The 24,795-nt window shown below is 39.5% G+C and carries 19 protein-coding genes; 3 read left to right on the top strand and 16 right to left on the bottom strand.

The features are described 5' to 3' along the window. Positions 1–135 precede the first annotated feature (135 nt). The 3 genes from ACR2MV_RS07375 to ACR2MV_RS07365 are packed head-to-tail and all read right to left on the bottom strand — an operon-like array spanning position 136 to position 5,299. Positions 136–2,166 carry a cytochrome D1 domain-containing protein gene (locus ACR2MV_RS07375; protein ID WP_434021263.1) on the bottom strand — a complete coding sequence of 677 codons (2,031 nt, stop codon included), beginning with the start codon at positions 2,164–2,166 and terminating at the stop codon, positions 136–138. 7 nt (positions 2,167–2,173) lie between these two features. Continuing rightward, positions 2,174–3,592, bottom strand: a complete 1,419-nt coding sequence (locus ACR2MV_RS07370) for a hypothetical protein (protein WP_434021262.1) — start codon at positions 3,590–3,592, stop codon at positions 2,174–2,176. After that, positions 3,593–5,299 (bottom strand): CRTAC1 family protein, encoded by a 1,707-nt coding sequence (locus tag ACR2MV_RS07365; RefSeq protein ID WP_434021261.1) that lies wholly within the window; start codon positions 5,297–5,299, stop codon positions 3,593–3,595. It abuts the gene before it with no gap. A gap of 350 nt (positions 5,300–5,649) precedes the next feature. Here ACR2MV_RS07365 and ACR2MV_RS07360 point away from each other — a divergent pair, with 350 nt between their 5' ends. Then, positions 5,650–8,988 carry a VCBS repeat-containing protein gene (locus tag ACR2MV_RS07360; RefSeq protein ID WP_434021260.1) on the top strand — a complete coding sequence of 1,113 codons (3,339 nt, stop codon included), beginning with the start codon at positions 5,650–5,652 and terminating at the stop codon, positions 8,986–8,988. A gap of 14 nt (positions 8,989–9,002) precedes the next feature. Here the strand turns inward: ACR2MV_RS07360 and ACR2MV_RS07355 are convergent, their stop codons facing one another. From ACR2MV_RS07355 to ACR2MV_RS07335, 5 genes are all read right to left on the bottom strand, one after another. Further along, a complete protein-coding gene (locus ACR2MV_RS07355; RefSeq protein ID WP_434021259.1) occupies positions 9,003–9,641 on the bottom strand; it encodes a DUF937 domain-containing protein in 639 nt (212 codons plus the stop codon). Between the two features lie 82 nt (positions 9,642–9,723). Continuing rightward, on the bottom strand, positions 9,724–10,638 hold the full coding sequence (locus ACR2MV_RS07350) for a hydroxypyruvate isomerase family protein (RefSeq protein WP_434021258.1): 915 nt from the start codon (positions 10,636–10,638) through the stop codon (positions 9,724–9,726). 1 nt (position 10,639) lies between these two features. After that, positions 10,640–11,971 (bottom strand): Gfo/Idh/MocA family protein, encoded by a 1,332-nt coding sequence (locus tag ACR2MV_RS07345; RefSeq protein ID WP_434021257.1) that lies wholly within the window; start codon positions 11,969–11,971, stop codon positions 10,640–10,642. Next, on the bottom strand, positions 11,964–12,902 hold the full coding sequence (locus tag ACR2MV_RS07340; protein ID WP_434021256.1) for a formylglycine-generating enzyme family protein: 939 nt from the start codon (positions 12,900–12,902) through the stop codon (positions 11,964–11,966). Before ACR2MV_RS07340 ends, ACR2MV_RS07345 begins: the two co-directional genes overlap by 8 nt. Positions 12,903–13,003: 101 nt before the next feature. Continuing rightward, positions 13,004–13,924 carry a hypothetical protein gene (locus tag ACR2MV_RS07335; protein ID WP_434021255.1) on the bottom strand — a complete coding sequence of 307 codons (921 nt, stop codon included), beginning with the start codon at positions 13,922–13,924 and terminating at the stop codon, positions 13,004–13,006. Between the two features lie 297 nt (positions 13,925–14,221). Here ACR2MV_RS07335 and ACR2MV_RS07330 point away from each other — a divergent pair, with 297 nt between their 5' ends. Further along, complete coding sequence (locus ACR2MV_RS07330; protein ID WP_434021254.1) at positions 14,222–15,364, top strand: saccharopine dehydrogenase C-terminal domain-containing protein; 1,143 nt, start codon at positions 14,222–14,224, stop codon at positions 15,362–15,364. Between the two features lie 37 nt (positions 15,365–15,401). On the opposite strand, the gene ACR2MV_RS07325 is transcribed toward ACR2MV_RS07330, so the two are convergent. From ACR2MV_RS07325 to ACR2MV_RS07315, 3 genes are read right to left on the bottom strand one after another with little or no spacing between them, the layout of a single operon-like run. Then, on the bottom strand, positions 15,402–17,531 hold the full coding sequence (locus ACR2MV_RS07325) for a pyrroloquinoline quinone-dependent dehydrogenase (protein ID WP_434021253.1): 2,130 nt from the start codon (positions 17,529–17,531) through the stop codon (positions 15,402–15,404). 6 nt (positions 17,532–17,537) lie between these two features. Then, positions 17,538–18,068, bottom strand: coding sequence for a menaquinone-dependent protoporphyrinogen IX dehydrogenase (gene hemG / locus ACR2MV_RS07320; protein ID WP_434021252.1), 531 nt, complete (start codon positions 18,066–18,068; stop codon positions 17,538–17,540). A 14-nt stretch (positions 18,069–18,082) separates the two neighbouring features. Then, on the bottom strand, positions 18,083–19,651 hold the full coding sequence (locus ACR2MV_RS07315; RefSeq protein ID WP_434021251.1) for an L-serine ammonia-lyase, iron-sulfur-dependent, subunit alpha: 1,569 nt from the start codon (positions 19,649–19,651) through the stop codon (positions 18,083–18,085). Positions 19,652–19,829: 178 nt separating this feature from the next. Here ACR2MV_RS07315 and ACR2MV_RS07310 point away from each other — a divergent pair, with 178 nt between their 5' ends. Next, positions 19,830–20,543 carry a hypothetical protein gene (locus tag ACR2MV_RS07310; RefSeq protein WP_434021250.1) on the top strand — a complete coding sequence of 238 codons (714 nt, stop codon included), beginning with the start codon at positions 19,830–19,832 and terminating at the stop codon, positions 20,541–20,543. A gap of 13 nt (positions 20,544–20,556) precedes the next feature. Here ACR2MV_RS07310 and ACR2MV_RS07305 read toward each other — a convergent pair whose 3' ends face one another. The 5 genes from ACR2MV_RS07305 to ACR2MV_RS07285 form a co-directional block, all read right to left on the bottom strand. Then, positions 20,557–21,543: a Gfo/Idh/MocA family protein gene (locus ACR2MV_RS07305; protein WP_434021249.1), complete on the bottom strand. Its 987-nt coding sequence runs from the start codon at positions 21,541–21,543 to the stop codon at positions 20,557–20,559. A 34-nt stretch (positions 21,544–21,577) separates the two neighbouring features. Further along, on the bottom strand, positions 21,578–22,120 hold the full coding sequence (locus ACR2MV_RS07300) for a DUF5655 domain-containing protein (protein WP_434021248.1): 543 nt from the start codon (positions 22,118–22,120) through the stop codon (positions 21,578–21,580). Positions 22,121–22,143: 23 nt separating this feature from the next. Beyond that, positions 22,144–23,109, bottom strand: coding sequence for a transporter (locus ACR2MV_RS07295; protein ID WP_434021247.1), 966 nt, complete (start codon positions 23,107–23,109; stop codon positions 22,144–22,146). 117 nt (positions 23,110–23,226) lie between these two features. Then, a complete protein-coding gene (locus tag ACR2MV_RS07290; RefSeq protein WP_434021246.1) occupies positions 23,227–23,817 on the bottom strand; it encodes a hypothetical protein in 591 nt (196 codons plus the stop codon). A 92-nt stretch (positions 23,818–23,909) separates the two neighbouring features. Beyond that, positions 23,910–24,674 carry a creatininase family protein gene (locus ACR2MV_RS07285; protein WP_434021245.1) on the bottom strand — a complete coding sequence of 255 codons (765 nt, stop codon included), beginning with the start codon at positions 24,672–24,674 and terminating at the stop codon, positions 23,910–23,912. Positions 24,675–24,795 lie beyond the last annotated feature (121 nt).

Below are 24,795 nucleotides of genomic sequence, written 5' to 3'. Positions count from 1 at the left end.
CTTACGTCGTGCGTCGCGAAGAGATCTTTGTGTAAATTATTCGAAAAACTAAATGAAACTGCTACACAAATCAATAGCATTGGCAACATGACTAATTGTTTCAAATTTCGGGTAGTGCTTTTCATAGGCCTGTTTTTAATTATGGAAAAGAATTGAACCTTTTTCTATTTTTGGTACTTGCTTATCATATGTTGGATTCCTCAATGATTTAAGATAATTCACAAGATCATTGAGCTCTGACTTACTCATATCGTTTACATAGCCATGCTTATCATCGGTTCCATAAATGGTCCATATTTCTTCTAAGGTCTTGGCACGACCATCATGTAAATAAGGAGCCGAAGCATATACATTGGTCAAATGAGGTGTGTCAAACAGAATTGGATCATCAGACGCCGCTAGCGTACTTACGTCTGCCAGTTTTAAATCTGTATAGTAAGGTGCCGGATGACAGGTCACACATCGATTGCTTTCAGGGATAAGATTTCCAAAATTGTCTTCAGATCTTTCATACAACAATTTACCTCGCTCTTGCGACGGTGACAATTCTCCGGTGGGATTAAACACTAAGTTTGGAGGTTGTTGAATGCCTCTCATGATATAAGCAGAAATGGCATCAAGATCATCATAACTGAACTGCTCGGTTCTGGTCAGTACTGTGGAGAAACGCATACCATCCTGTTTATAGACTGTTTGGTTCTTTCCGTTCCATTTGAAAGGAGCTGTATCACCAATATCATGTAACGACTGCGTATTTGTCATATTTCGTCCCATAAACTTTCCCGCCATGTTATAGACCAATCCATCTTCATGATTATCAGGATGGCAGGTATAGCATGAATATTGTTTCTGAAAGGTATGTGCTGCATTGTTAAAAAGCCTTCTGCCTTGTCTCGCTACAGAAATTCGGATCGGACCACCAAGATCAATCGAACTTGTTAATTGAAGTGTTTCAGTATCAATTACAGAAACCTTATCATTGAGCTGTTCGGCCACATACAGTTTTTTTCCATCCGAAGACAGTGCCATTCCTTTCGGATTTGCTCCCGTTTTGATCCTTTTCAAGATATATTTGCGACTCATGTCAAGATTATTGGCATAGGCCTTTCTTCGCTGTAGATTTTTTTCTTTGAGAAGCACCCTGATGGAATCTATCGAAATTACCGAAATCATGTCGACACCTGAACTGGACACAAAGGCCTTCTTACCGTCAGGACTGATAGCAATATCAAAGGGATCAGGATAATAAGCGTTGGGCTCATCTAAAAGAAACTGAGTAATACTGCCTGTATCTCTTTCCAGTATACCTATACCATGGGTCATCATCCACCCTGCTTCTACCTGTACGGACGGCACTTGATTCTTAGGCCTGATAAGGGTTACGATGGCCAGGTCCCCATCAGGTGTATAGGCAGCATTTTCCATGATATGGGCTGATTCCACATTCTTTTTTAATGCACGTTGGGTGTTGGAATTGATCAGGGTCAGTTCCGTGATCAGAGGTTCGTTATAGGCCGCAAGATTTGCACGTCTTCCTGTGACCAGAATTTCTTCACCTTGTGGAGAAATAGAGATCCCTGTGGGATTACTGCCGGAAGCAAGTCTTCTGACTTCTTTTTTATCCTTTAAAGCTATAATGGATACATCAGATCCATAGGCATTGACCACATAGAGGTGCAATTCATTTTTATCAAGCAGGATTCCTGCCGGTCCGTTTCCAGTTGGAATTTCATCTACAACTTCCAATAGACCAGCATCGATAACACTGATATAATCCGACCACTCATTACTCACAAAGAGTTTTTCTTCTGCCTTATCCAGAATTACAGTATGTGGATGTTGGCCTACCTTAATCTTGGCATGTACTCTTTTGGTTTCAAGATCCACAACCAATAATTGATCCGTGTCCTGCGCCACTACATACATCCATTTCTGATCTTTATCCACTACCAGATTAAAAGGTGAATAATAGTCTGAATTGATTAATTTGGTGATTAACTTATTCTTGGAAATTGGCACATGACATGAAATGCAATTCAAGGGATGATCGGAGACAGCGGTCCTTTCATTTACATGGGTTCGGGCTAACTGCCGCCCTGGATACAGCACAAGTAGAACTATCCCTAGTACGAGTGCTATTATCAGATATGCTTTTATCTTGTTCATAAAGACATTATTCTCTTCCAGCCAATAGTGTTGGTTCTGATGGAATCAAAACAGGTTCTTTCAATACTGACAATGGTTGTCTGTTCAATGGAACTACCTCATTACCCTGATGGCACCCAACACAGGCCCTTCTTTCGTTTGGCCTGAGATTGATCCAACTACTCGGACCTGATATAATTCCCCCCTGATCATCAAGAGTTTGCAACTTAAATGGAGTATCTGCCGCTATTTTCAGATACACAGAACCATCCTTTTCTACATCAACGATTCCCAAGGAGTTTTCAAGCCCCAATACTTCTAATTTTACAGCTCTAGCAGGTCCTTCAGACAATGAATCTTGATGCATTCCTATAAAATTGACATCCTGGCAAAGCAATAGAGCTGTTTTTTCCTGAAGATCTACTTCACTGGGTATATTCTTGGGGGCTTTTCGTTTTTCAACGGATACAACCTCAATGGTTGAGTAATTTGAATTCTTATAAACAGGTTTAAAGTGCTCTATATTATTGGGGTCTAACTCAAATAAATGATAGTAGCCATTGGGTGATTCTTTATAGCATGCCAATAGCAAGCCATTATTCAACTGATTGATCCCGATAAAATCACCAGCGAACCTTTCAGAAAGCTCTTTTTTACCTTTTAAAGGATTATTATATGACAGAGAAAAAAGATGACCAGCACCTTTCTGATTCTTTTCAAGAAGATAAATCACCTCATCATTGCTTTCCCGTCCCTTTGCAAACATTTCACCTCCATCTTCACTTTCATAAAACAACATCTCCTTGGTTCCATCAGGTCTCATAACCATAAGCTGTGTTGTATTGTTATCGGTTGGTAATTGCGTCTTTATGCTGAGCACCCTACCATCATGCAACAAGGCAGTACTTCTATAGATAGCAGGACTAAAAGTAATTTGCTGATGAATACTTTTTTCAGCCGATAAAACGAACATCGAGCCACCTGAATGTACATCCTGATTTCCAAAATCTTTGGTGTACATAATTCTATCTCCCGGCAAATAAATCGGATCCAGACAGGTTTCTGTTCCACTTGTAAGTGGTTTAAATGCCAGACTGGTCAGATTCATTTCATAAATCTGCCAGGGATCATCTTCATTTTTTTGCCCGGCAAAAACGATTGACCGAGCATCAAATGATAGATCAGGAGAACAGGCCGAATAAAACTCTTTGGTCAATTGCAATGGTTTTCTATGCAGATTCTCAGGATCTATCATCACTATTTTCGCCCCATCAGGGAGTTCAAAGGAATCGCTTCTGTTAAATGCAGTTAGATTCTGATTCTTATCCACTTGAGTTAGGATGAGCATACCTTCAGTGGAAGGCCGATCGCAAGACGTTAAAAACCATCCCGAAACGATTATCGGAAAAAGAAATACTACAATCCAACGATTCACTTTTTGCTTCATTTACTGTGGTTCCTTAACTTTAAGTATCTGATTGGCCCTAATACCCTCTAAAACCTGATATTTTCCGGATGGCCATTTAATCTCTATGGTATCAATAGTATCCTCAAGTCCTAATCCAAAATGAACTCTTGGTTCATTTTGCGAAAGGTATCCGGTGGTACTTTTTTTCTGAGCTGTTTGTATGAGATCACCTGCAGTAATTTTAATGCGACTGCCGATACCGTCTCTATTGCTGGAGACTCCAACTAGGTCCAACATGATCCAGTTGGCTTCATTCCCTTTATTATTTCTTAAAAATTTGGCCTGATCATTGAGGTTTACAATAAATATATCAAGGTCACCATCATTGTCATAATCTCCCATGCAGGCGCCTCTTCCCACATGTTCCTCTCTAAAGTACGGACTCAGTTCAAGAGATACATCTTTGAATTTACCTCCCCCTATATTATCGAACAATTGATCCTCCTGCCCGTACAGGTGTTTCAATTCTCCATTTGCCTTAAAAATATCAGCGTCTCCGTCATTGTCATAATCCAAAAACGAAGATGACCATCCTACAAATTGACCGGAAGCCATTGAAATTCCTGAAGCATAGGAATTGTCTTTAAAAATTCCTTCTCCGAGATTCTCGTATAAGGAGCAGTAATTATCATCTGAAATAAAAATGTCCAGTAATTCATCATTGTTATAATCGGCAAAATCCACGGACATACTTACTGTAGCTTCTCCAGCCTGACTAAATCCTGTGCCCGACAACGTTCCTTTATCAATGAACTTCTTGCCTTGATCATTATGCCATAAAAAATTGACCGTATGGTCATTGGCTACATAGATATCAACATACCCGTCGTCGTCATAATCTGCTGCACCCACTCCCATGGCCCTGCCATCTACATCGACGATACCCATTTGCTTGGTAACATCTTCAAAAACTCCTTTTCCCAGATTTTTAAATAACAGATCCTTTTGACTGTCATAGGCTAAGGGTCCTGGAAAACCATCCGGAGCATAATAATATGAATAGTCAGGATCATAATTTAGGTAGTTCCCCACATAGAGATCAAGCAGGCCATCATTGTCATAGTCTAACCAAACGGCTCCCACACTACATTGATGTCCTCCGCCTATTTCTGCCTTTTCCGTTATATCTATAAAAGTTCCATCTCCCAGGTTCTGATAAAGTGTGTTCTCTCCATAATTACTTAGATAAATGTCTGGATATCCATCATTGTTCATATCACCTACGGTAACACCCATACTATACCATGGTCCGGCAACCCCTGCCTTTTCACTTACTTCTTCAAATCTTCCATTCTGAAGATTTCTGTATAAGCGATTCGCTGAATCAGATCTATTCGGTTTGGTTTTACTAAAACCTTCTACCCAAGTGCCATTGCAAACATAAATATCCATAAAACCGTCCTGATCATAATCGAGAAAAGCCGCTCCTCCTCCCACTGACTCAATGATATTCTCCATGTTATCCGAACCAATTGAATGAACAAAATCGAGTCCAACGGACCTCCCTAACTCCTGAAAATACTGTTCATTAGAGACAGGGGGCACAAATAAGTCCTGGGATACATTTTTGGTCTTTTTGTCACTTTCATTACATCCAACAATCAATAAATGAAGGATCAATAAAACAGACACAGGACAAATCCTATCTAATTCTTTCGAGAACAAGGCTCCAAAACGTTTCTTCATACTACTTTTCAAAAAATTTGCGACACTCTTCATCTTCCACTGAAAGTCTGATTATGACCTCTTTTAACTGAGATAGCAACTACTGTGAACCACTTTTATCAGATGACTTTGTTGACAATAATTTTCATTCTGAAAAGAGTGAAGGGCGATTAATTTTATAATGCCAAAGTTGACATTCATTTAGCTTAAAAAGAATGATATATATCATTAAAAAAAAACTTGATTTCTCATTCCTTTACAAAAGTTTTAATCCTCGTTAAGGACCGCCTAAAATCTAACTGAGAATGGGCTATTTTTCAAATTTCGGGAGCCTTATAAACAACTAATGCGAAAAAAAGACACAATTATTCATGGCTAAAATTCTTCACTCTTTATTAGTCCTTTTATTGGCATTCTTACTTATAAGTTGTGAGAAAGACCCTAAAAAAAATCTATTTGAAATTGTAGACAGTAACAGATCTCAGCTTGATTTTGAAAACACCATTACGGAAAATGACAGTGTCAATCCCAGCGATTGCCTAAATTGCTTTAATGGAGGAGGTGTAGGAATTGGCGACTTCAATAATGATGGCCTTTCTGATATTGTATTTACGGGAAATCAAGTGTCTTCAGCTATCTATTTAAACAAAGGTTCTCTCATTTTTGAGGACATTTCCGAAAGAGCAAATTTTTCAACTGACAGCTGGATAACTGGGGTATCAATTGTTGACATCAATGCTGACGGGTTAGATGATATCTATTTGAATGTAGCCGGAGTCAATTGTGACAATAACTGTCATAATCTTCTCTATATCAATGAAGGGCTGAATAATTCCGGAACCCCAACTTTTAAGGAGCAGGCCAAGGCTTACGGACTAGATGATGGCAACTATGCAACTCAAGCCGTGTTTTTTGATTATGATAATGACGGAGATCTTGATGTTTATATCGTTCACAATAAGAACAATACCAATTTTAGCAGAAATTCACCCAGACCCAAACAATACTGGCCGGAATATTTAGCAGATTATTTACTTCGAAATGACAGGGTTGAAGGAATTGACCATCCCGTCTTCACAAATGTTTCCAAAGAAATGAATATCACTCACAAAGGGTTTGGCCTTGGAGTAGGAATTGCTGACTTTAATGACGATCAATTCGTTGATGTGTACGTTTCAAACGATTTTATTACGGAAGATTTACTCTATATAAACAACGTTCATCATACCAATGAGGGTCCGGGATTTACAGAATCCAATAAAAAATATGTAGGGCATATGACAACCAATGGAATGGGAATGGACATAAGCGACATTAACAATGATGGCTTTTGGGACATCTTCGTTCTTGATATGTTGCCAAATTCCTATAATCGGCAAAAGCGAGTCATTGCCGGTATGAATTATTCGGCCCATATGAGCGTAACGGCCAATGACTATACTGCACAATACATGAGAAATACCCTACAACTCGGAAATGGTCATTTAGGCGACCAACCGATCAGAAGCACTGAAGTCGGATTTATGTATGGCGTTTCAAGCACTGACTGGAGCTGGGCCTCTCTTATGATGGATTTTGATAACGATGGAGACAAAGACATTTATATAACAAATGGATATATCAAGGATATTATTGATCTGGATTATCTTAATTTTATTACTCAAAAGAGCAACGTATTTACTCCGAAAAAAAATAAATTCAGGAAATACGTGGAGGAGCTTCCTTCCATAACAGAACCAAACTTCTTTTACGAACAAAAAAATGATCATCAATTTGACGATGTTTCAGACATCTGGACCGAAGCAAGTCCTTCACTTTCGAATGGAGTAGCGTATGCTGATTTTGATTTGGATGGCGATCTTGATCTGGTCGTGAGCAACATCAACGATAAAGCTTTTCTACTAGAAAATAAATCGTCAGAAAAACTTCAAAATCACTTTTTGCGACTGAAGTTAAAAGGGAATGCTAAAAACACCCATGCCATTGGAGCCAAAGTCACTCTCTGGCATGAAGATCAACAACAACATCAGTTTCATTCCGTCATAAGAGGGTATCTTTCATCTGTAGATCCCATCATTCATTTTGGTCTGGAATCTTCATCTATAGATTCTGTAAGAGTTGTTTGGCCTGACGGAACCAACACAACCATCATCAATCCGGCACCTGATCAATTGCTGGAACTTGATCAAAATGAATCCAAACCATCTCAAAAACCAGCCTTGCTTCAACAATTTTTATTTCAGCCTCGTGACAGCCTCCTACCATTTACACATCGGGAGAATCCATATAATGAGTACGTAAATCAACCCTTACTCATGCGTCAGTACTCGCATTCCGGGCCTTGCATAGCAGCTGCTGATGTTGACGGTAAAACAGGAGATGAGATTTTTATAGGAGGAAGTTTTAAAGAACCAGGCACTATATGGTTTCAAGAGGAAGATGGGATTTACTATCCTAAACAACGTCTCGATTCGATCTACGAAGATAGCGATGCTGTTTTTTTTGATGTCGATAACGATAATGACCTCGACTTATATGTGGCGAGTGGAGGAAATGAATTTGTAGTAAATTCTCCCAACTTGTTAGATAGATTGTACATTAATGATGGAAATGGTCATTTTTCAAGATCAACAAGTTCTTTACCGGAACTATTCGAAAGCACAGGCTGCGTAAGACCTGTAGACATCGATCATGACGATGATCTAGACCTCTTTATTGGTGCCAGGTTAACTTCAATGAATTATCCAAAAACTCCGCAAAGCACAATTCTTATAAACGATCATGGAACCTTTAAGGAACTGAAAAAAACCGTAGTTTCCGAAATTGGAATGGTTACGGATGCCATTTGGCAGGATCTTGACAATGATTCCTGGGAGGATCTGATTATTGTGGGAGAATTCATGCCAATTTCAATTTTTAAAAACCATTCCGGAACCTTAAAAAAAATGGCAGATCAGTGGTTTGATGAAAACAACAAATCTGTTACAACAGAAGGATGGTGGAATTGCATCGAGCTGGGAGATTTTGACAACGATGGAGATGTAGATATGATTGCCGGAAACCAAGGATTAAACGGGTACCTGCAACCAAGAGAAAATTATCCCATCTATGTTTACAATAAAGATTTTGATGAAAACGGCACTTATGATCCACTCTTAGGACAATATTTCGAACATGAAGAAAATGAGATTTTATACCCTTTTCACACAAGGGAAGATATCAAACTTCAGTTTCCGGAATCTATGATTCAATTCTACACCTTTGAGGATTTCGCCAAAGTAAGTTTTGAAAGTCTTTTAAAGATCAAAGATCTTGAGGCAGAAACCCTGAAAGCGACCACTTTTGCCAGCTCTTATATAGAAAATTTAGGAGAGTTGAATTTTAAAATACATCCTTTACCGCTCGAATTTCAGGTATCTCCTGTCAATGATTTCCTGGTGGATGATTTCGATCAGGATGGGCAAACCGACATCCTTGCTGTTGGAAATGACCTATCAGCCGAATCCAACTACGGCCAGTTTGACGCCCTTACAGGTTTGATGATAAAAACAAATGGTAAGAATTTCGAATTGATCCCCACGAGAACATCAGGATTCAATGTTTCAGGACATTCAAAACACCTCATCAAATTCTTTGACCAACGGGGCAGAACCTATATCATGGCCACTCAAAATAATGATAAAATCAAACTATTTGAGTTAAAAAAGTAGCGTTAAAGTCTATCTTATTTTAAAAAATCATTAAGAAGGCCTCCAAGGCTTCCAGATGATTTTGAACCACCACCCAACATGCTGGCAATATCATCCACGGAGCTATTATTTCCATCAAACCCTTGAATCAGAGAAGCCATTGATGCCATATCTCCACCTTGACCTCCCAACAAACCTCCTAACATATCTGTTAATCCTCCTGCATCAGAAACATTGCTATTCTTGGTTTGTTTCCCCAGATAACTCATAATAAATGGTGCGGCAACTTTTAAAATATTCATGGCCGAACCCATGTCGATACCCGATGATTTGCTAAGCGCATTGGCAGCATTATTTTCCTGTCCACCAAAAATATGTCCAAGAATATTAGCACCATCGTCCATGACATCCTGATCAATACTGTCTCCTCCTAAAATCGAACTCATATCATCCATCCTGCCTCCTCCGCTGTGTACAGGAGAATTGAGGGCCCCAAGCAACTGCGCAGACCCTTCTGCAGAACTGCTGTTGTTTTGCAATGCACCTAAAAGTAAGGGCATGGCCGTAGACAAGGCGCCTGAGGCACTTTTTGCATCGATACCCAACTGTTTTCCTGCACTATTGGCCAATTCCTGACCCATTTCACTATTTAGTAAATCTAGTATTCCACTCATGTCTCATTTTTTAATATTGATTTCAATAAAGATACGGATTTTTTAGCCCTTTTTCAGTCCACTCCTTTTGAAAAATCACAACCTATAAAAATCGATCTACCTCCTTATAGGCCGCAAGCAAACTCTCTTCACCTGTGCTGCCCGCTAATGAATTTCCATGTTCCATTCCGAGAATACCTTTGTATCCTTTTGTATGAATATATTTAAACACATTTTTATAGTTGATTTCTCCCGTCGTAGGTTCCTTTCTGCCCGGATTGTCACCAATTTGAAAATAGGCGATCTCATCCCAGCATTTCTCTATGTTAGGCAATAAATTACCCTCCTGAATCTGCTGATGATAAATATCAAATAGAATTTTACAGGATGGTGAATTCACGTTTCTGCAAATTTGATAGGCTTGCGGGCTTTCAGATAAAAACAGCCCTGGATGGTCTCTAAAATTCAAGGGTTCCAAGACCATCGTTACTCCATGTGGTTCGAGAATGGCAGCGGCCTGTTTTAAACTCTCCACAACATGCTCTGTTTGATAAGCCATGTTTAGTCCTAAGTCAACATGGCCTGGAACTACCGTCATCCAACGGGCATTTACCCGATTTGCGACTTCTAGAGAAGCTCGTATATCATTGAGAAACTCTTCTCTCTTTTCCAGGTTTCCACTTGCTAAATTTGCTTCTTTCCAATATATTTTATGTGCCACGAAGACACCCATGGCCAGACCTCTTTTTTGCATAACGTCTGCCATGGCTTTTTGTAACGCAACTGTTCTCCCCTTCATACCATTGTCTTCAAAAGCCGTAAAACCCTGATCTGCAATAAAGTTCAGTTGATCTATTGGATCCTCTCCTGCCAAATTCTTAAACATACCCAGATGAGGGGCATAGTTCAGGTTGAATTTATACGCTTGCGCTGATCGATCAAATGCGTACAAGCCATTGGAGGAATAAAGCCCCATGGCAGCCATACTGAGGAATTTTGTAAATCTCCTTCTTTCCATTTTATATAAATTTCGTTACACCTGGAGTGGGAATCACATAATTCCCCTCGCTATCTGGCAGGGTTGGAGGTGTTGTATCCCAATTCATATTTTCAGGCACCAGATTCAATTTTGAATGCAAGGCTTCTTCCATGGTAATTTCCTGTCCTGTATAGGTTGCCATCCTACCTAAAATGGCAGTTAAAGTACTTTTAGCTCCATTTTCCGCATCACTGATCACTTCATTATTTCTAATACTCGCAAATAATCGATCATGTTCAACCTGATATGGATTAGGATCCTGATCACTTCTTCTGGGGTATTTATAGGTCACATTACCATCGAGATCTGTAATGATTGCTTTTCCTAATTCAAGGCTTCCCTTGCTGCCTTGAAAAACTTCATCAACCCGGTTCATGCAATTGGGTTGATGCCTGCATTGGCTGGAAACCACTGCTCCACTGGCATAGGTGAATTCTACAAAATGATGGTCAAATATCTCTCCATGATCTTTTCCGGTCCTTACCTGTCTTCCTCCCATTCCTTGTGCAGAAACCGGATAATCACCGATAAACCAATTGGCCACATCTATATTATGGATATGTTGCTCTAAAATATGATCCCCACATAACCAATTAAAATAATACCAATTACGCATTTGGTACTCTAGCTCTGTTTGTTCAGGCAACCTTTTTCTAACCCATACTCCCGGACTGTTCCAATAGACCTGGCCTGCTGTAATTTTTCCAATAGCACCATTCTGAACTTTGTCGAATAAATCAATATATTTAGACTCGTAATGACGTTGAAGTCCTACCACCACATTCAATTTCTTCTCCTTTGCAACTTTGGCGGCTTTCAAAACCCTTCTGATCCCTGCAGGCCCTGTTGCCAAAGGTTTTTCCATAAAAACATGCTTCTCCTGAGAAACCGCATACTCAAAATGATATGGTCTGAATCCCGGAGGTGTCGCCAAAATAACAACATCCGCCAGTTCAATGGCCTTTTTATAGGCATCAAAACCTACAAAACGATTTTCACTTTTCACCTCTATTATTTTTTCATCTTCAAAATGCTCTTGAATCATCTGCAAACTCCCCTCCAATCTGTCTTGAAACGCATCCGCCATGGCAACCAATTCAACATTTTCATCAGCCGTCAAGGCTTGAACAGCAGCTCCGGAACCCCGGCCTCCGCATCCTACCAATGCCAGTTTTAAGGTTTTCTCATTATGAACCATGGACATAGCTTCTATCGCAAATGGGCTTGTTAAAATTGCTCCTGAAGCCAGGCTTGTCTTTTGAATGAATTCACGTCTTGCAGATCCAGTCGAATTTAATTTACTTTTATTCATTGGTTTCGTTTGATTTTATTCTCCAGTATTTTTGTTGTTCTTCTTCAGAGGGCGTTTTCAATGGCCTTACAATTCTAAATCCTACAAAAGGAGCATCGGTATGCCACCACAAACTTTTTGGAATTTGCGGATCTCTCATCTTCCAACGTTTAGAAGAGGGCAATCTGGAAGCGCTCCGCAATGCCATTGGATCATCCTGCCATGAACCCCCTCTTACAGATTTGGGATAGGTTTTCTCAGCAAGTACCAAAGGATCTTCCACGGTCCCTTGACGTTGCTTATACCCTTCCGGATTAAATTGATCCAGTGTCCATTCCGCCACATTACCATGCATATCATACAAGCCCCAATCATTTGGCTGCAACTGTCTCACCTTTTGAGTTTTCCCCTCACTATTCCCTGAAAACCATGCATATTTCGGCAATTCTGAAAGGTCATCTCCAAAGGAATAGGCAGTTTCACTTCCTGCTCTGCAGGCGTATTCCCATTCCGCCTCCGTTGGCAATCGATAAAAATATCCGGTCATGGCCGACAGCCATTGACAAAATCTCGATGCGGCCAGCTGAGTCATACAAATGGCCGGATACCCCTGGACACCCATTCCAAAACTCATATCTACATAAGGAATCGTGGCACCGGTGACTGCATCCACCATTATATCGACTTCACTACCCCTGACAAGAGAGGCCTGCTGCGCGTCCATTTTTCTATTCACAAAGAGATTATACAGATCCCAGGTAATTTCAACCTCACTCATCCAAAAAGCAGATACCTCGACATCATGTTCCGGCAATTCTGTTTCCTGAACTCCCCAGGATGTCTTATTACTGCCCATTTTATAAGATCCGCTCTCTATAAAAATAAGTTCTAAATTCAGCCCGGAACCTTTGATGCTTTGCGTATAATTCTCCTGACTTTGCTGAGCGTGCATACATCCTGTAAGCAACAAACCAAATATGCAGCAACGCCTGCAAAATGCAAAAAAGTTATTTTTCTGAAAACATGTCAACAGATGGATCATGCAGCTCAAAATTATCGTTGAAAATCAAGCCATTGTTTGGCAAATTCTTCAGACAAAAGCCATGAAGCTTTGGTTTTATCGTAGGGATATTGATCAAAACTATAAATCTCTCCCCTCACATTATCTCCTAACCAACCGGAGTTTTCCGGAATATCAGCCAAGGTGTTAGATCCTGAAAGCAATCTTTTTTCCAATACTTCCGAGAAAAACATTTGAATCATTGCCTCCGGTGCATCAAGTCCACCGAAATGATCCGTATCAGGTTCCAAAATCAAAGACCAATTGGCTCCTGCAAGTCTTTTTTCAGCGATTACCTCAAAAATTCGACTGTTCCTTTGAGGTGCATCTAATTCACCAAAGAATAGTAGTCCGGGTATCCTAAGATTTGTATCAGGAGTAATATCCATACTCCCGCCACGCATATTCGCAAAGCCCAGCACTCTATCCGGAAGAAACCCTGAAAAACTATAGCTAAAAACACCCCCGGCAGAATAACCTCTTAACAATAAAGGAAGATCCTTGATATAGTCCTTTCCAATTTTATCTGCCAGGAACCCTAAACTATTTAATAGCGCTCTTCCACTTCCTCTTTGGGCGTCGGTATAAGAAACGCTCGCTCCCTCTGCATTTGTCAAATAAACAGCTAAAATTGCAATGCTTTCCTTCCTCGCAAATTCCTGCCAATAGGCCGAATTCGCGTAGCCCAGACCATTTGAATTATAGCTATGAGTAAGCACTGCAACTGCCCTGACAGGATTGGTAATATCCGGAACCCAAAGTTTAAACTCCGCAATCTCGAAATTATCCTCTGGAGTCGCAAAAACTTCATATGTCGTGTCATCAATAAATGCACCGTAACGCAACTCAGGTTCAATAATGGGTCCTGGTTCACTGTCATCTCCGCCGCAAGACCATAAAAATATCAGGCACATTGCTGCGAAATAAATCAATCGGGATTTTAACTTGATGAGTGGCATATGGATATAAATATACTTAAAAATCAAGGTAATAAACAAGCAAGATGCATTTTTATGAAAACCACGAAGCAGCGTAAAAGAGTTATTTACATTTCAATTTCAATTATTAATTCACCATAAAATTGCATATTTGTTTTATGATGCTCTATTTACAGAAAAATACATCTGAAATGCCTTGGGTCTTTGTCCCGGGATTGTAACTCATTCCTTAAAGAGCAATTCACTTTTTTTACTAATTTTTTAAATAATCCAATGAACAATATTATTGTAATAGGTGCCGGAATGGTCGGCAGCGCCATGGCCATCGATATGGCTAAAAAACATAAAGTCACACTTACTGATATCAATATCAAGGTCTTAGAAGGCATCAAAAAGAAACACCCCTCCTTGCAAATCCAAACCCTGGATGTTACCAACACTGAAGCGCTTAAGAATGCCATTCAGCCTTTCGACCTGGTAATCTGTGCTGTACCGGGATTTTTAGGTTTTAATACCTTAAAAAATATTCTGGAAGCTGAGAAAAACGTTGTTGATATTTCATTTTTCCCTGAAAACAGTTTAGACCTGCATGAATTAGCCAAGCGTAAAAATGTCACAGCCATTGTAGATTGTGGCGTAGCCCCAGGAATGGACAATGTCATTCTTGGTTATTATAATGAAATTATGAAGCTCACAGATTTTGAGTGCCTCGTAGGAGGATTGCCCAAAGAAAAAAAATGGCCCTTTGCCTATAAAGCACCCTTTTCTCCTATCGACGTTATTGAAGAATATACCAGACCCGCACGGTATGTGGAAAATGGCCATGAAGTAGTCAAAGAGGCTTTAACTGATTGTGACTTTGTTCATTTCGATAAAATAGGAACACTGGAATCTTTCAATTCTGACGGTCTGAGATCTATTATTCACACCATGCCTCATATCCCAAATATGAAAGAGAAAACACTGAGATATCCCGGTCATGTAGAATATATTCGAGTTTTAAAAGAAAGTGGATTTTTTAATGAATCTAAGATCGAAATAAATGGAACAAGCATAAGCCCCTTGGAATTCACAAGTAAAGTCTTATTTAAAGAATGGAAACTGGAAAACAATGAAGAAGAATTGACGGTAATGAGAATCACTTTAAAAGGCGAAAATTCTCAGGGTCAAATTGAAGAAATTAGGTACGACCTTCATGATGAATATTGTACTGACACCAATACATCTTCCATGTCCAGAACTACCGGCTATACAGCAACGGCCGCGGCCAACCTTTTTCTGGAAGGATTATTTAAAGAAAAAGGTGTATTTCCTCCTGAACTTGTCGGTAAACATGAATCCTGCTTTCACTATTTCCTGAACTATCTTAAAGAACGCAATGTACATTATATTAAAAGTTCAAGAATCTGTTCTTAAAAATGAAACTCTTCGAACAGGTCTGAAAGCAGCATTTTTATTCTAAAGCAAAGGCAATATAGTTCGCACCGGAGGGGGTTCCCATTTTACCTCCTCCACAGGCGATCACAACAAACTGTTTTGATCCTACCATATAAGTACTCGGTGTGGCATACCCGCCTGCAGGTAACTTATACTTCCATAACTCTGCCCCATTGTCTTTATCAAAAACCCTGAAATATTCATCTTTAGATGCAGCAATAAAAATAACCCCGCCTGCAGTCAATACCGGCCCTCCGTAATTCTCTGTGCCTGTCTTCGAAATTCCTGCCGCTGTCAATTCCTCATATTCCCCTAAAGGAACCTGCCAGATCAGCTCCCCTTTATTCATATCTACAGCAGTCAAAGTACCCCATGGCGGTTTTACCGCAGGATAGCCCTTATCATCAAAAAAACGGTTGTATCCGGTATGGGTAAAGGGTGCTTCATGGGTTTTTGTGTCGGGGCTGTCAGGAATATGCACCTCCACCAATCTGTCTTCTCTTATATATGCCAGAATGCTTTCTAAATCAGTGGTAGGCAAATGGCTGAAAGACGGCATAAAACCTTTACCTGTTTGAACGATTTTCATCATTTCTTCTTTAGAATATTTTTCTTGAATTCCTTGTAAAGAAGGAAATGTCCCTGAAGGATCTCCTTCCTGTTGTTGACCATGACATACAGCGCAATTCTTTAGGTAGGACCTTCTTCCAGCCACCGTATTTTCATTCGGATTCGCTTCTAAGGGTACCATCATATGTATCCAGGGCATGATATTCGAATTTACATAGATGATGCCAGCGCTCGCGTCTGCGGCAACCCCTCCCCATTCACTTCCTCCATCGAATCCAGGAAAAATAACAGTACCCTGAGTACTTGGAGGAGTAAATGGTTCTCCCGTTCTCAGAGTTTTTAAAATGTTTGAAACATATGTATGCGAAGTTGAATCAATATTGGTGACTAATTCCTGATCAAAGACCTGAGGTACAATTGGTTTTGGTAATTGTGGAACTGGCTGTGTTGGCCAGCTCAGCTCTCCCTTGAGGTCTGAAGAAGGCACAGGGATTTCATCGACAGGAAAAAGAGGTTCTCCCGAAACTCGATCAAATAAAAAAATAAATCCTTGTTTTGTAATCTGTGCTACTGCATCGATCTTCTGTCCCTCTCTTTCAACCTGAATTAAGTTTGGTGGCGCTGGTAAATCCTTGTCCAGGATATCATGATGTACCGTTTGAAAATGCCAGATACGTTCCCCTGTATTGGCATCAAGTGCCAAAAGACTATTCGCAAATAAATTTTCACCTTCACGATCACCTCCCCAGAAGTCATAAGCTGCCGAGCCGGTAGGGCAATAAACAATCCCTTTTTTTGGGTCAAGGCTCATTCCGGACCAGTTGTTCGCACCTCCTGCATATGTATAAGCTTCTTTTGGCCAGGTATCATAACCATATTCACCTGGAAGGGGAATGGTATGAAAAATCCATTCCATCGCCCCAGTGAGCACATTAAATGCCCTTATATGTCCGCTGGCGGCTCCCATTGTTTCAGACACCACAGACCCAATAATAAGCTTATTTTCATATACAATTCCGGGTGTCTTGGAAACTACATAACTATCTTGAGAGCGATTATCCAAACCTTCTTTTAAGGATACGATCCCATTATCGCCAAATGATCTAATCATCTGGCCCGTAAGCGCATCAATTGCATACAAATTCGAACCAGCCGTCATGAACAATCGTTTATCATTGGCATTTTCCCAATAAGTCACACCTCGGTTCACATGCATTGAGAAAGCCTCATTTACGTTAGGGTCAAACTCCCATATCAGTTCTCCAGTTCCTGCATGCAAAGCAAAAAGACGGAGTTCGGGTGAAGTCCCGTAAAGCACATTATCAATAATAATTGGATTGCATTGAATTTGTGATCTGTTATTCGGATCTGCTTTCCCGGAATTATAGGTCCAGGCAACTTTGAGCTGTTGTACATTCCCCTTATTGATCTGATCTAATGAGGAAAACTGATTACTATCATTTCCTCCAAGGTAAACAGGCCAATCAACATTTACATCATCAGCAGCATGATCAGGCCTGCAGCTGGTGAAGAGCAACAAGAACATTATAAAAATAAAGTTTAATTGCTTTGACATAGACCTTTATAACTTTATGATGGAATCAGAAAAAGCTTCAACACGCTTCCAGTCGGTATATTCAATTTTAGCATTTCTATCAGTTGGCCCCTTGGTCATCCACATGATGAACTGTATCATAATACGATCAAAGTAGGGATATTTTTGATAGTCTAACATTCCTGCAAACACTTCAACAAGAGAGGGCTTCCAAGTAATGGATTTTAAAAATTTGATGACATAGGGATTTGTATCTGCCTGATTCTTCTCTGGTTTTCTCGCTACTAAATTGACGGAAAAAAACACAGTTTTATGTGATTCCAGAGCAGTCTGATTCTTATTGATAAAGTCCAGCACCGATTTATGATGAACTCCATATCGAATACTACATCCAATCACAATCTTTCCATAATCGTCCAGAGATCCTTGAAATTCATCAATTTCAAAGAGCGTCACATCTTCATCTTTCTCTTGTAAACAATTTACTAAGAATTTACAGATCTTCAGGGTTTGCCCATCTACTGAGGCATATAAAATTAGCGTCGTTTTTGTTGTCATACAGGTTTACTAGTTCATTCTGAAGATTTAATTTTTTCCAATTGCGCTTTCAACTTGAGCGCTGCAGGGGTAATGGCCAGGCCTCCCAAACCTGTACACTTTACACAGGTTGGCATATCCGCACTTACCCGCTGAACTGTTTCCAGTACCTGATCAAGAGGAATCAAATGAGCAAAGCCAGAAATAGCCATGGTTGCAGAAGAAAGTGCATTCACAGCAGCACTGGTATTTTTCCCTAAACATGGGGCCTCTACTCTATCCGCAATAGGGTCACATACCAAACCAATCATATTCTGAATCGCCATTGAAGCAGCTCCCAGTCCTTCAGACGCATTTCCTTTAAATAACTCTACAATTCCGGCTGCCGCCATACCAGCAGAAGCGCCGCATTCTACCTGACATCCATGTTCTTCCGCTGAAAAACCTGGTCCCATTGCAAAATAGGCTCCTACAAGTCCGGCTGCATAATAGGCCATGATCCTTTCTTCCATACTGGCCTCCACTTCATCTGAAACTGCCTTTAAAGCAGCCCCCACCGTACCACAAGATCCAGCTGTTGGATTGGCTACAATAACCTCTAAGGCACTTTTTGATTCCATAATGGCAGCCACATTCTCAATAATTGTGTTAATAATAGAGTCTTGTAAAATTCTTCCTTTTTTTTCAGCTTTTGCAACAAGATTCGATTGCTGAGGAAGGATTCTATCCTGATATGTTGTTCCGGCGAGACCTTTCTGTATACTGTTATCAATAATCTCAATGATTTCCTGCATCTTAGATTTCAAGACACCTTTTGACAAACCACTTCGATATTCCTCATAAAGCAATCCCAGAGCTCCTAATGACATGTCATTTTCCTGACCAAAGTGAATCAATGATGCTATCGTATCAAATGGAAGATTCTTTTCTCTTCCCGACACAACCGGCATAATTGGCTGTATGACGCATATTTTAATTATTTCATCAAATCCATGTAAAAGTCTTATGAATTCTTCATCGAAAGCGGTAGAAGAAGCAAAAATATAGAGCGATTTCTTCTCGGAAACTACCTGTTCAAATCTATACTTATTTGTGGATAATTCTCTTAATTCATTTTCAATCTGATTAGGTCCCCAAAGCAGTAACTGATGCTGATCACCTTTCATCTGTACCTTGAAATTATCAATCCTTTGAATTTCAAAGGAACCTCCTCCAAGAGAAGCCGCCAATACTTGCACCTGATCTTCGTTTTCATCCAGCAAAGTTAATTGCATACTGTTGGCATGTGAATTCTCAAAGCTGCTGATTTCGTACTGAATGTCAACATTTCTTTCTCTGGCAATTCTTTCCGTCTCTTTCATTTGATCATTAGACATATCAATTTGAAGCAGGCCTCCATTCATTCCTAAAACTGTCCCTTGCTCCTCATAGTTTGTCACCCAGGCGCCTTCTTTATCAAACGCTATTAAAGCATTCTTTAATTGACCGTTGATCAATTGAACAGCCATCATAGCCACCCTCCATGAGGCAGCAGTATGTGAACTTGACGGTCCACGCATCACAGGCCCTATCACATCATTAAATATGCTTGGAAGTTGTTTCATAAGTTCTTTTTTAGTCGCAGTATCGATTCAAAATCTCTAACAAAATACCGAATGATTCGATTAAAATTACGGATTAATTTTTAATTCGACCTATTGAGAATAATGCATTCGAAACTTTATTTTTAACTTTATAAACAATCGCTTATTTTCGTCCATAATTCGACATACCCGATAGCCCATGAAAAATAATTATACTTATTACTTAGTGCTCTTTATAAGTCTGTTTCTATCTCCCCTGACCTTGTTTTCGCAAAAAGATCAAATCCCACTGGAAACAGCACTTGAACAAAACAGTGAACGGCAATTGATCAAAATTGGAATGATTACGGCAAGTAAACCTGCAAAAATAAAGTTTGGTGCGTATCATTCTGATAATAGAAAAGGGGCCAGCGAAGCCAAAGATGAAAACGGTAAAGCACTTTTATTTTCCTTTGATCTATTCAACCAAGAGGGGAACAAAGCCAGCATCGAAGGAGCTACTAATTTAGAATCCAACGATACCAATCCAAGGAATGATGTAAGTATCTATATTTCTACGGATATTGATGAAGAGGATCTTTGGGTATTATTGATGATTAAAACTCCGGAGACCAATGAGTTTTCATTAAAAAACACCTTCCTGACCAACGGAAGTGATGAAATAACTTTTCAGACTGCAACTGGTGAACCGACAGGAAAATCTGAAGTGACAGCTCCCAAAGGAATAACGGCTTATATTAATGGGAATCCATTGGGTGCTATGCAGTATTACTCAGGAGGATCCTTCAGTTATAAAAAGTTTATTTGGGTTTCGGATTCCATGGATCAACAATTACAATTCGTAACAGCCGCTGTTTTTTCTGCCATGCTCGAAGTGGGCGATTATTTTATCGACACGCAATTTACTGACTAATTTTCAGAAGCAACTATTTGATCTTTCCCAGTATCTTGTCCATGACCCAGCTGGTATGCAACGCTGTTTTTCCTGTAGATGGGTGGATAAAATCTTTATTGAACAATTGATCTCTCATAAACTGAACATGATGTAACTGAACATGGGTTGGATGCTCAATATTCCAGGTATCTCTGCCAGCATCCGTTTCCAAAACCAGCGGATCATTTTCGAAAATAGAAAATTCGATCCTTCCTTTAGACCCTGTAATCGTTACCTTGTCTTCTTTCTTAAAAGTACCAAAATTCCAACTTCCCGTACCTGAAACACCATTCTCATGCATCCATGATGCTGAGACATTATCCAAACCACTATATAGACCTTGCTGATTACTACTCACTCCTTGTGCAGACCTTATGGTTCCCAAATAATAAGAAAAGAGATCTAAACCATGACTGGCCAAATCATCAAAATAGCCACCTGGGGCCACATTTACATCCGTTCTCCAATTATAGTCCCCTGACAGATCAATCTTACTTGGTGGCTTCTGTAAGGTCCAGTGAATACTGCGTATCTCACCTATTCTACCCTCTTTTAACCACACTTTTACCTTATCAAATTTTGGCAAACTTCTTCGGTAATAGGCAACAAACAAAGGGAGGTTTTGTTCTTCAAAGGCTGAACAAATATCAAGGCATTCCTGATAGCTGGGAGCCATTGGTTTTTCAATACAGCAAGGCTTTTTTGCTCTGGCTACCTTCATGGCGTAAAATGCATGCGTATCTGGCGGTGTGGCAATATAAACAGCGTCAATTTCAGGGTCGTTTATAAGAGCTTCAGCATCTCCGTAAAACTTTCGGATATGATGCCGTTTCGCATAATCTTCTGCTTTGAGTATATTCCTTCTCATCACAGCAACTAACTCAAAACCTTCAATCAGATTATAAGCCGGACCACTTTTCAATTCGGTAACATCTCCGCATCCAATAATACCCCAGCGAACAGTAGCTTTCTTACTCATGATAATTTCCTTTAAAAAATAAAAATCCTAGCTATTAAACTGACATCGTATAAGCAAGTTCCAACCATTCCTTTAATTCTTGGTCTATCTGATCCACACTTGTTAACTGTACTCGATGTGTACACATCGTTCCGAAAGGCCCTGAATTCTCTAAACGTCCTTTCACCGGGATCCCTTTTAGTTTCAAACCTAGATCAATTCTGGTTTTAGTCGCAGGTTTGACCAGAGCAAATTGTCTTTTACGAATAAAACTAACACTGGTCTTTTTTGGTGTGATCGTAACATCTTCTCCAAAGTCTTTTATCACTTGCTCCAAAAATTCATAAATTGCTACTAAGTTTTCCTTTCCTTTATATTGAGCCGAAACCAGATCTAAAGGCTTTTGTGTTTCGTCTTTTGACAAGGTGACAATAGTATTGGCAAATCCATGGGTTACACCATGTTTACTTTTTAAATATTTTACGCCTTCTGAATGTTTCTCAAAAGTAAGGTCCTTCAATATGTTTTTCCATTCTTCCAATGATTTACCTGTCTTTTCAGGCATATTATCAATCATCGTCTTCAGTGCTTTATCCATATCTATTAAGTTATGTTTTAAAATTATTTTTTATCAAACCACAAAAATTGATACGCAATTAAAAGTGTATTAAAATCTGCTCCTGACAACGTAAACAAACCATTGGTATAAGCGGCTTTTAATGAACTTTTATTATTCAAACGATAGGCAAATGCCAATCCATACCTGTTGTTCTTTAATCGTGTCTGTTCAATTCCGTTGATAATGGTCTCTCCTCCACGGACTCCTCCCAATGACACTGCCAACCAAATTCCTGGTTTAAAAATATACGTAGCATGCGCCTGCAAACCAAATAGCGGTTTTTGCTCAGAAACAACACCTCCAAAAAAATTGTCATTATCACTAAAAAACCATGTTGATAAATGACTTTCTAAAACTAATTTATCTTGGATGGCATAGGATCCCGCAACAACAGCCTTCACACCCCATCTGTTTCCTCCTAAATTAATCAATTTTTCTGGTTCATACTGACCAAGAGGAACTTTAAATCGCACAGAAACACCCAATTTAAAATCGTTTTGTTTTTTCTTGAAAAACTCTTGAGGTTTCAAAGCATCTACGCCAACCAAAATCATAGAGATTCGCACAAGGGGGTCTCCAAAACCATTTTTGGTGGTAGAGGCTTCCTCTCCTTCAAACAGGGCTTCATAGTCACCGATAGCATAGGGAACCACTACATCAAATTTAGTCAATCGATTTAAAAACTTAAAGCTTCTGAAATAACCTAATCCGATGACACTCATTTTAGAATTCAGGTCTTCAATCGGTAAGGTATTATCCAACAGAATCTCTCCAGTTGAATAGCCATAGGATGCAATCCCAATGTTTCCACCTATAGGAATGGCTGATAGAAATCCTGGTTCTAAATCCTGAGAATGGATGTTATTGCCACATATCAAAGAAAAAACACATAGAATAAGGATAGACAGTCTGCTAATTGCACAAGCCTCTCTATGCCCGATCTTATGTGTTTTTTCAATGACTCTCACTTATTTCCAACTAAACAATTCAAGTATTAGGCAAGATAATCAATTTGAAAAATATCTTATTGTTAGGGAAAATCCAGGCCTGTTATCTCAAGAAGGCCGAGGTAAACAAGATCATTCTTATTGAGATACAGTAATCTTCTCTAAAGAAATAGCCATAGCTTCAGCATATGTTAGTATAAGTACTTCTCCTATTTTCAATTCTGTAATAAGCTCTTCATCTTCCATAGGAATCGAAACATAATTCCCATTAGGGCCTTTTACAGTGGCTATCATATTTGGTCTGTTTAATACCTCAATGGTTACAACAGCTTTGGCTATTGCTCCAACAACAGCTCCCGGATCCATTCCTTCGGGTGCTTTTCCTCCTTCGGCCATCATTTGAAGTGGTTCTGCCAGCTCTTCTGGGGTTGGATCCCTGAATTCTGCCTTGATATATGTATAATAATCAAATTGCATCACGTCATCCACGGCAATTTCATCAAAACGTTCGACCTCTTCACCGGCTGTAAGTGTCACCAGACCACCTTCTTTGCTCATCAACGTAATTTCTCTGGTTTCTTTATTAATCGCCGAAACCGTTCCTTGCATGGTTACTTGTTCCGCTTTTTCTCTTGGAGCCCTTCTTTCTTTAGTTTCCTGTGCAAAAGATACTGCACTAAATAGCAACATTAAAGCAATACTAAGCACACTAATTTTAGATAATTTCATTTTATATTTATTAAGGTTTGTAATTTACGAATATACTTTATTTCGTACAGTATTAAGATATCTTTTAGCTACTAAATCATTCTCTATAATTCTTATGCTCCATAACTATTTTCAACATCCATATCACACAATTCAATCAAGACTTTAGAAATTTTTTCCGTCACCTTTTTAAAAAACACTTCACCCTTTTCCCTTGTCGCCTGCCTTGGGTCTCCAATTCCTGTATCCGCCGTCGCCTTAGACCATTTTCGTTCGGTCCATAGCCAATTTTCTGAAAAAGAAGTTATTTTCTGTTTCCTCTCCTTTCCCGCACCCCAGGTCTCTTTGGGCAACACTAGATCTGGTCTTAAATAGAGAAGTAAACTCGTTTCCATTTCCTCAGCATGATCTCCATCCATCTCAAAAAAGGATGCTCGATCCATGGCTTGAAACCAATTGGAACTTGCTAAAAACATTTTTGGAAATTCCAGGCCTAACTCTCGAAGCATTGTTTTAAAGTCATTTCCACCATGACTGTTAAAAACTAATAATTTATGAATTCCTTGCCTGTTCAGAACTGTAATGACATCTCTCAGTATCGCCAATTGAGTCGAAGGGTTCAAATTAATATCAAGATAAATATCACTTTGCCCTGTATTAACACCAAAAGGAATGGTAGGTAATACGGTTAGTTTTGCTCCTTTATCCCAGGCCAATCGTGCCGATTCCGCCGCGAGAAAATCAGATTCAATATTGTCGGTAGCATATGGCAAATGATAATTATGGGCCTCTGTGGCACCCCATGGCAGGATGGCTAGTTCTATCTTTTCATCCTTTAAATGTTTCCAATTTGTTTCGGCTAAAATATAAGATCTCATAAGCTGTATTTTATAAGGTTAATATACAGCTATTTCATGAATTCAATGTTTGAAAAAATCCATTCCTAAGGTGGCTCTGTTCTGATGGTCAAACAATGTGGCATTGTCCCAATGCGAGCCC

This window comes from Lutimonas sp., from assembly GCF_051011215.1.
Taxonomy (GTDB): Bacteria; Bacteroidota; Bacteroidia; order Flavobacteriales; family Flavobacteriaceae; genus Lutimonas.
This window is presented reverse-complemented; position numbering and strand designations above follow the sequence as displayed.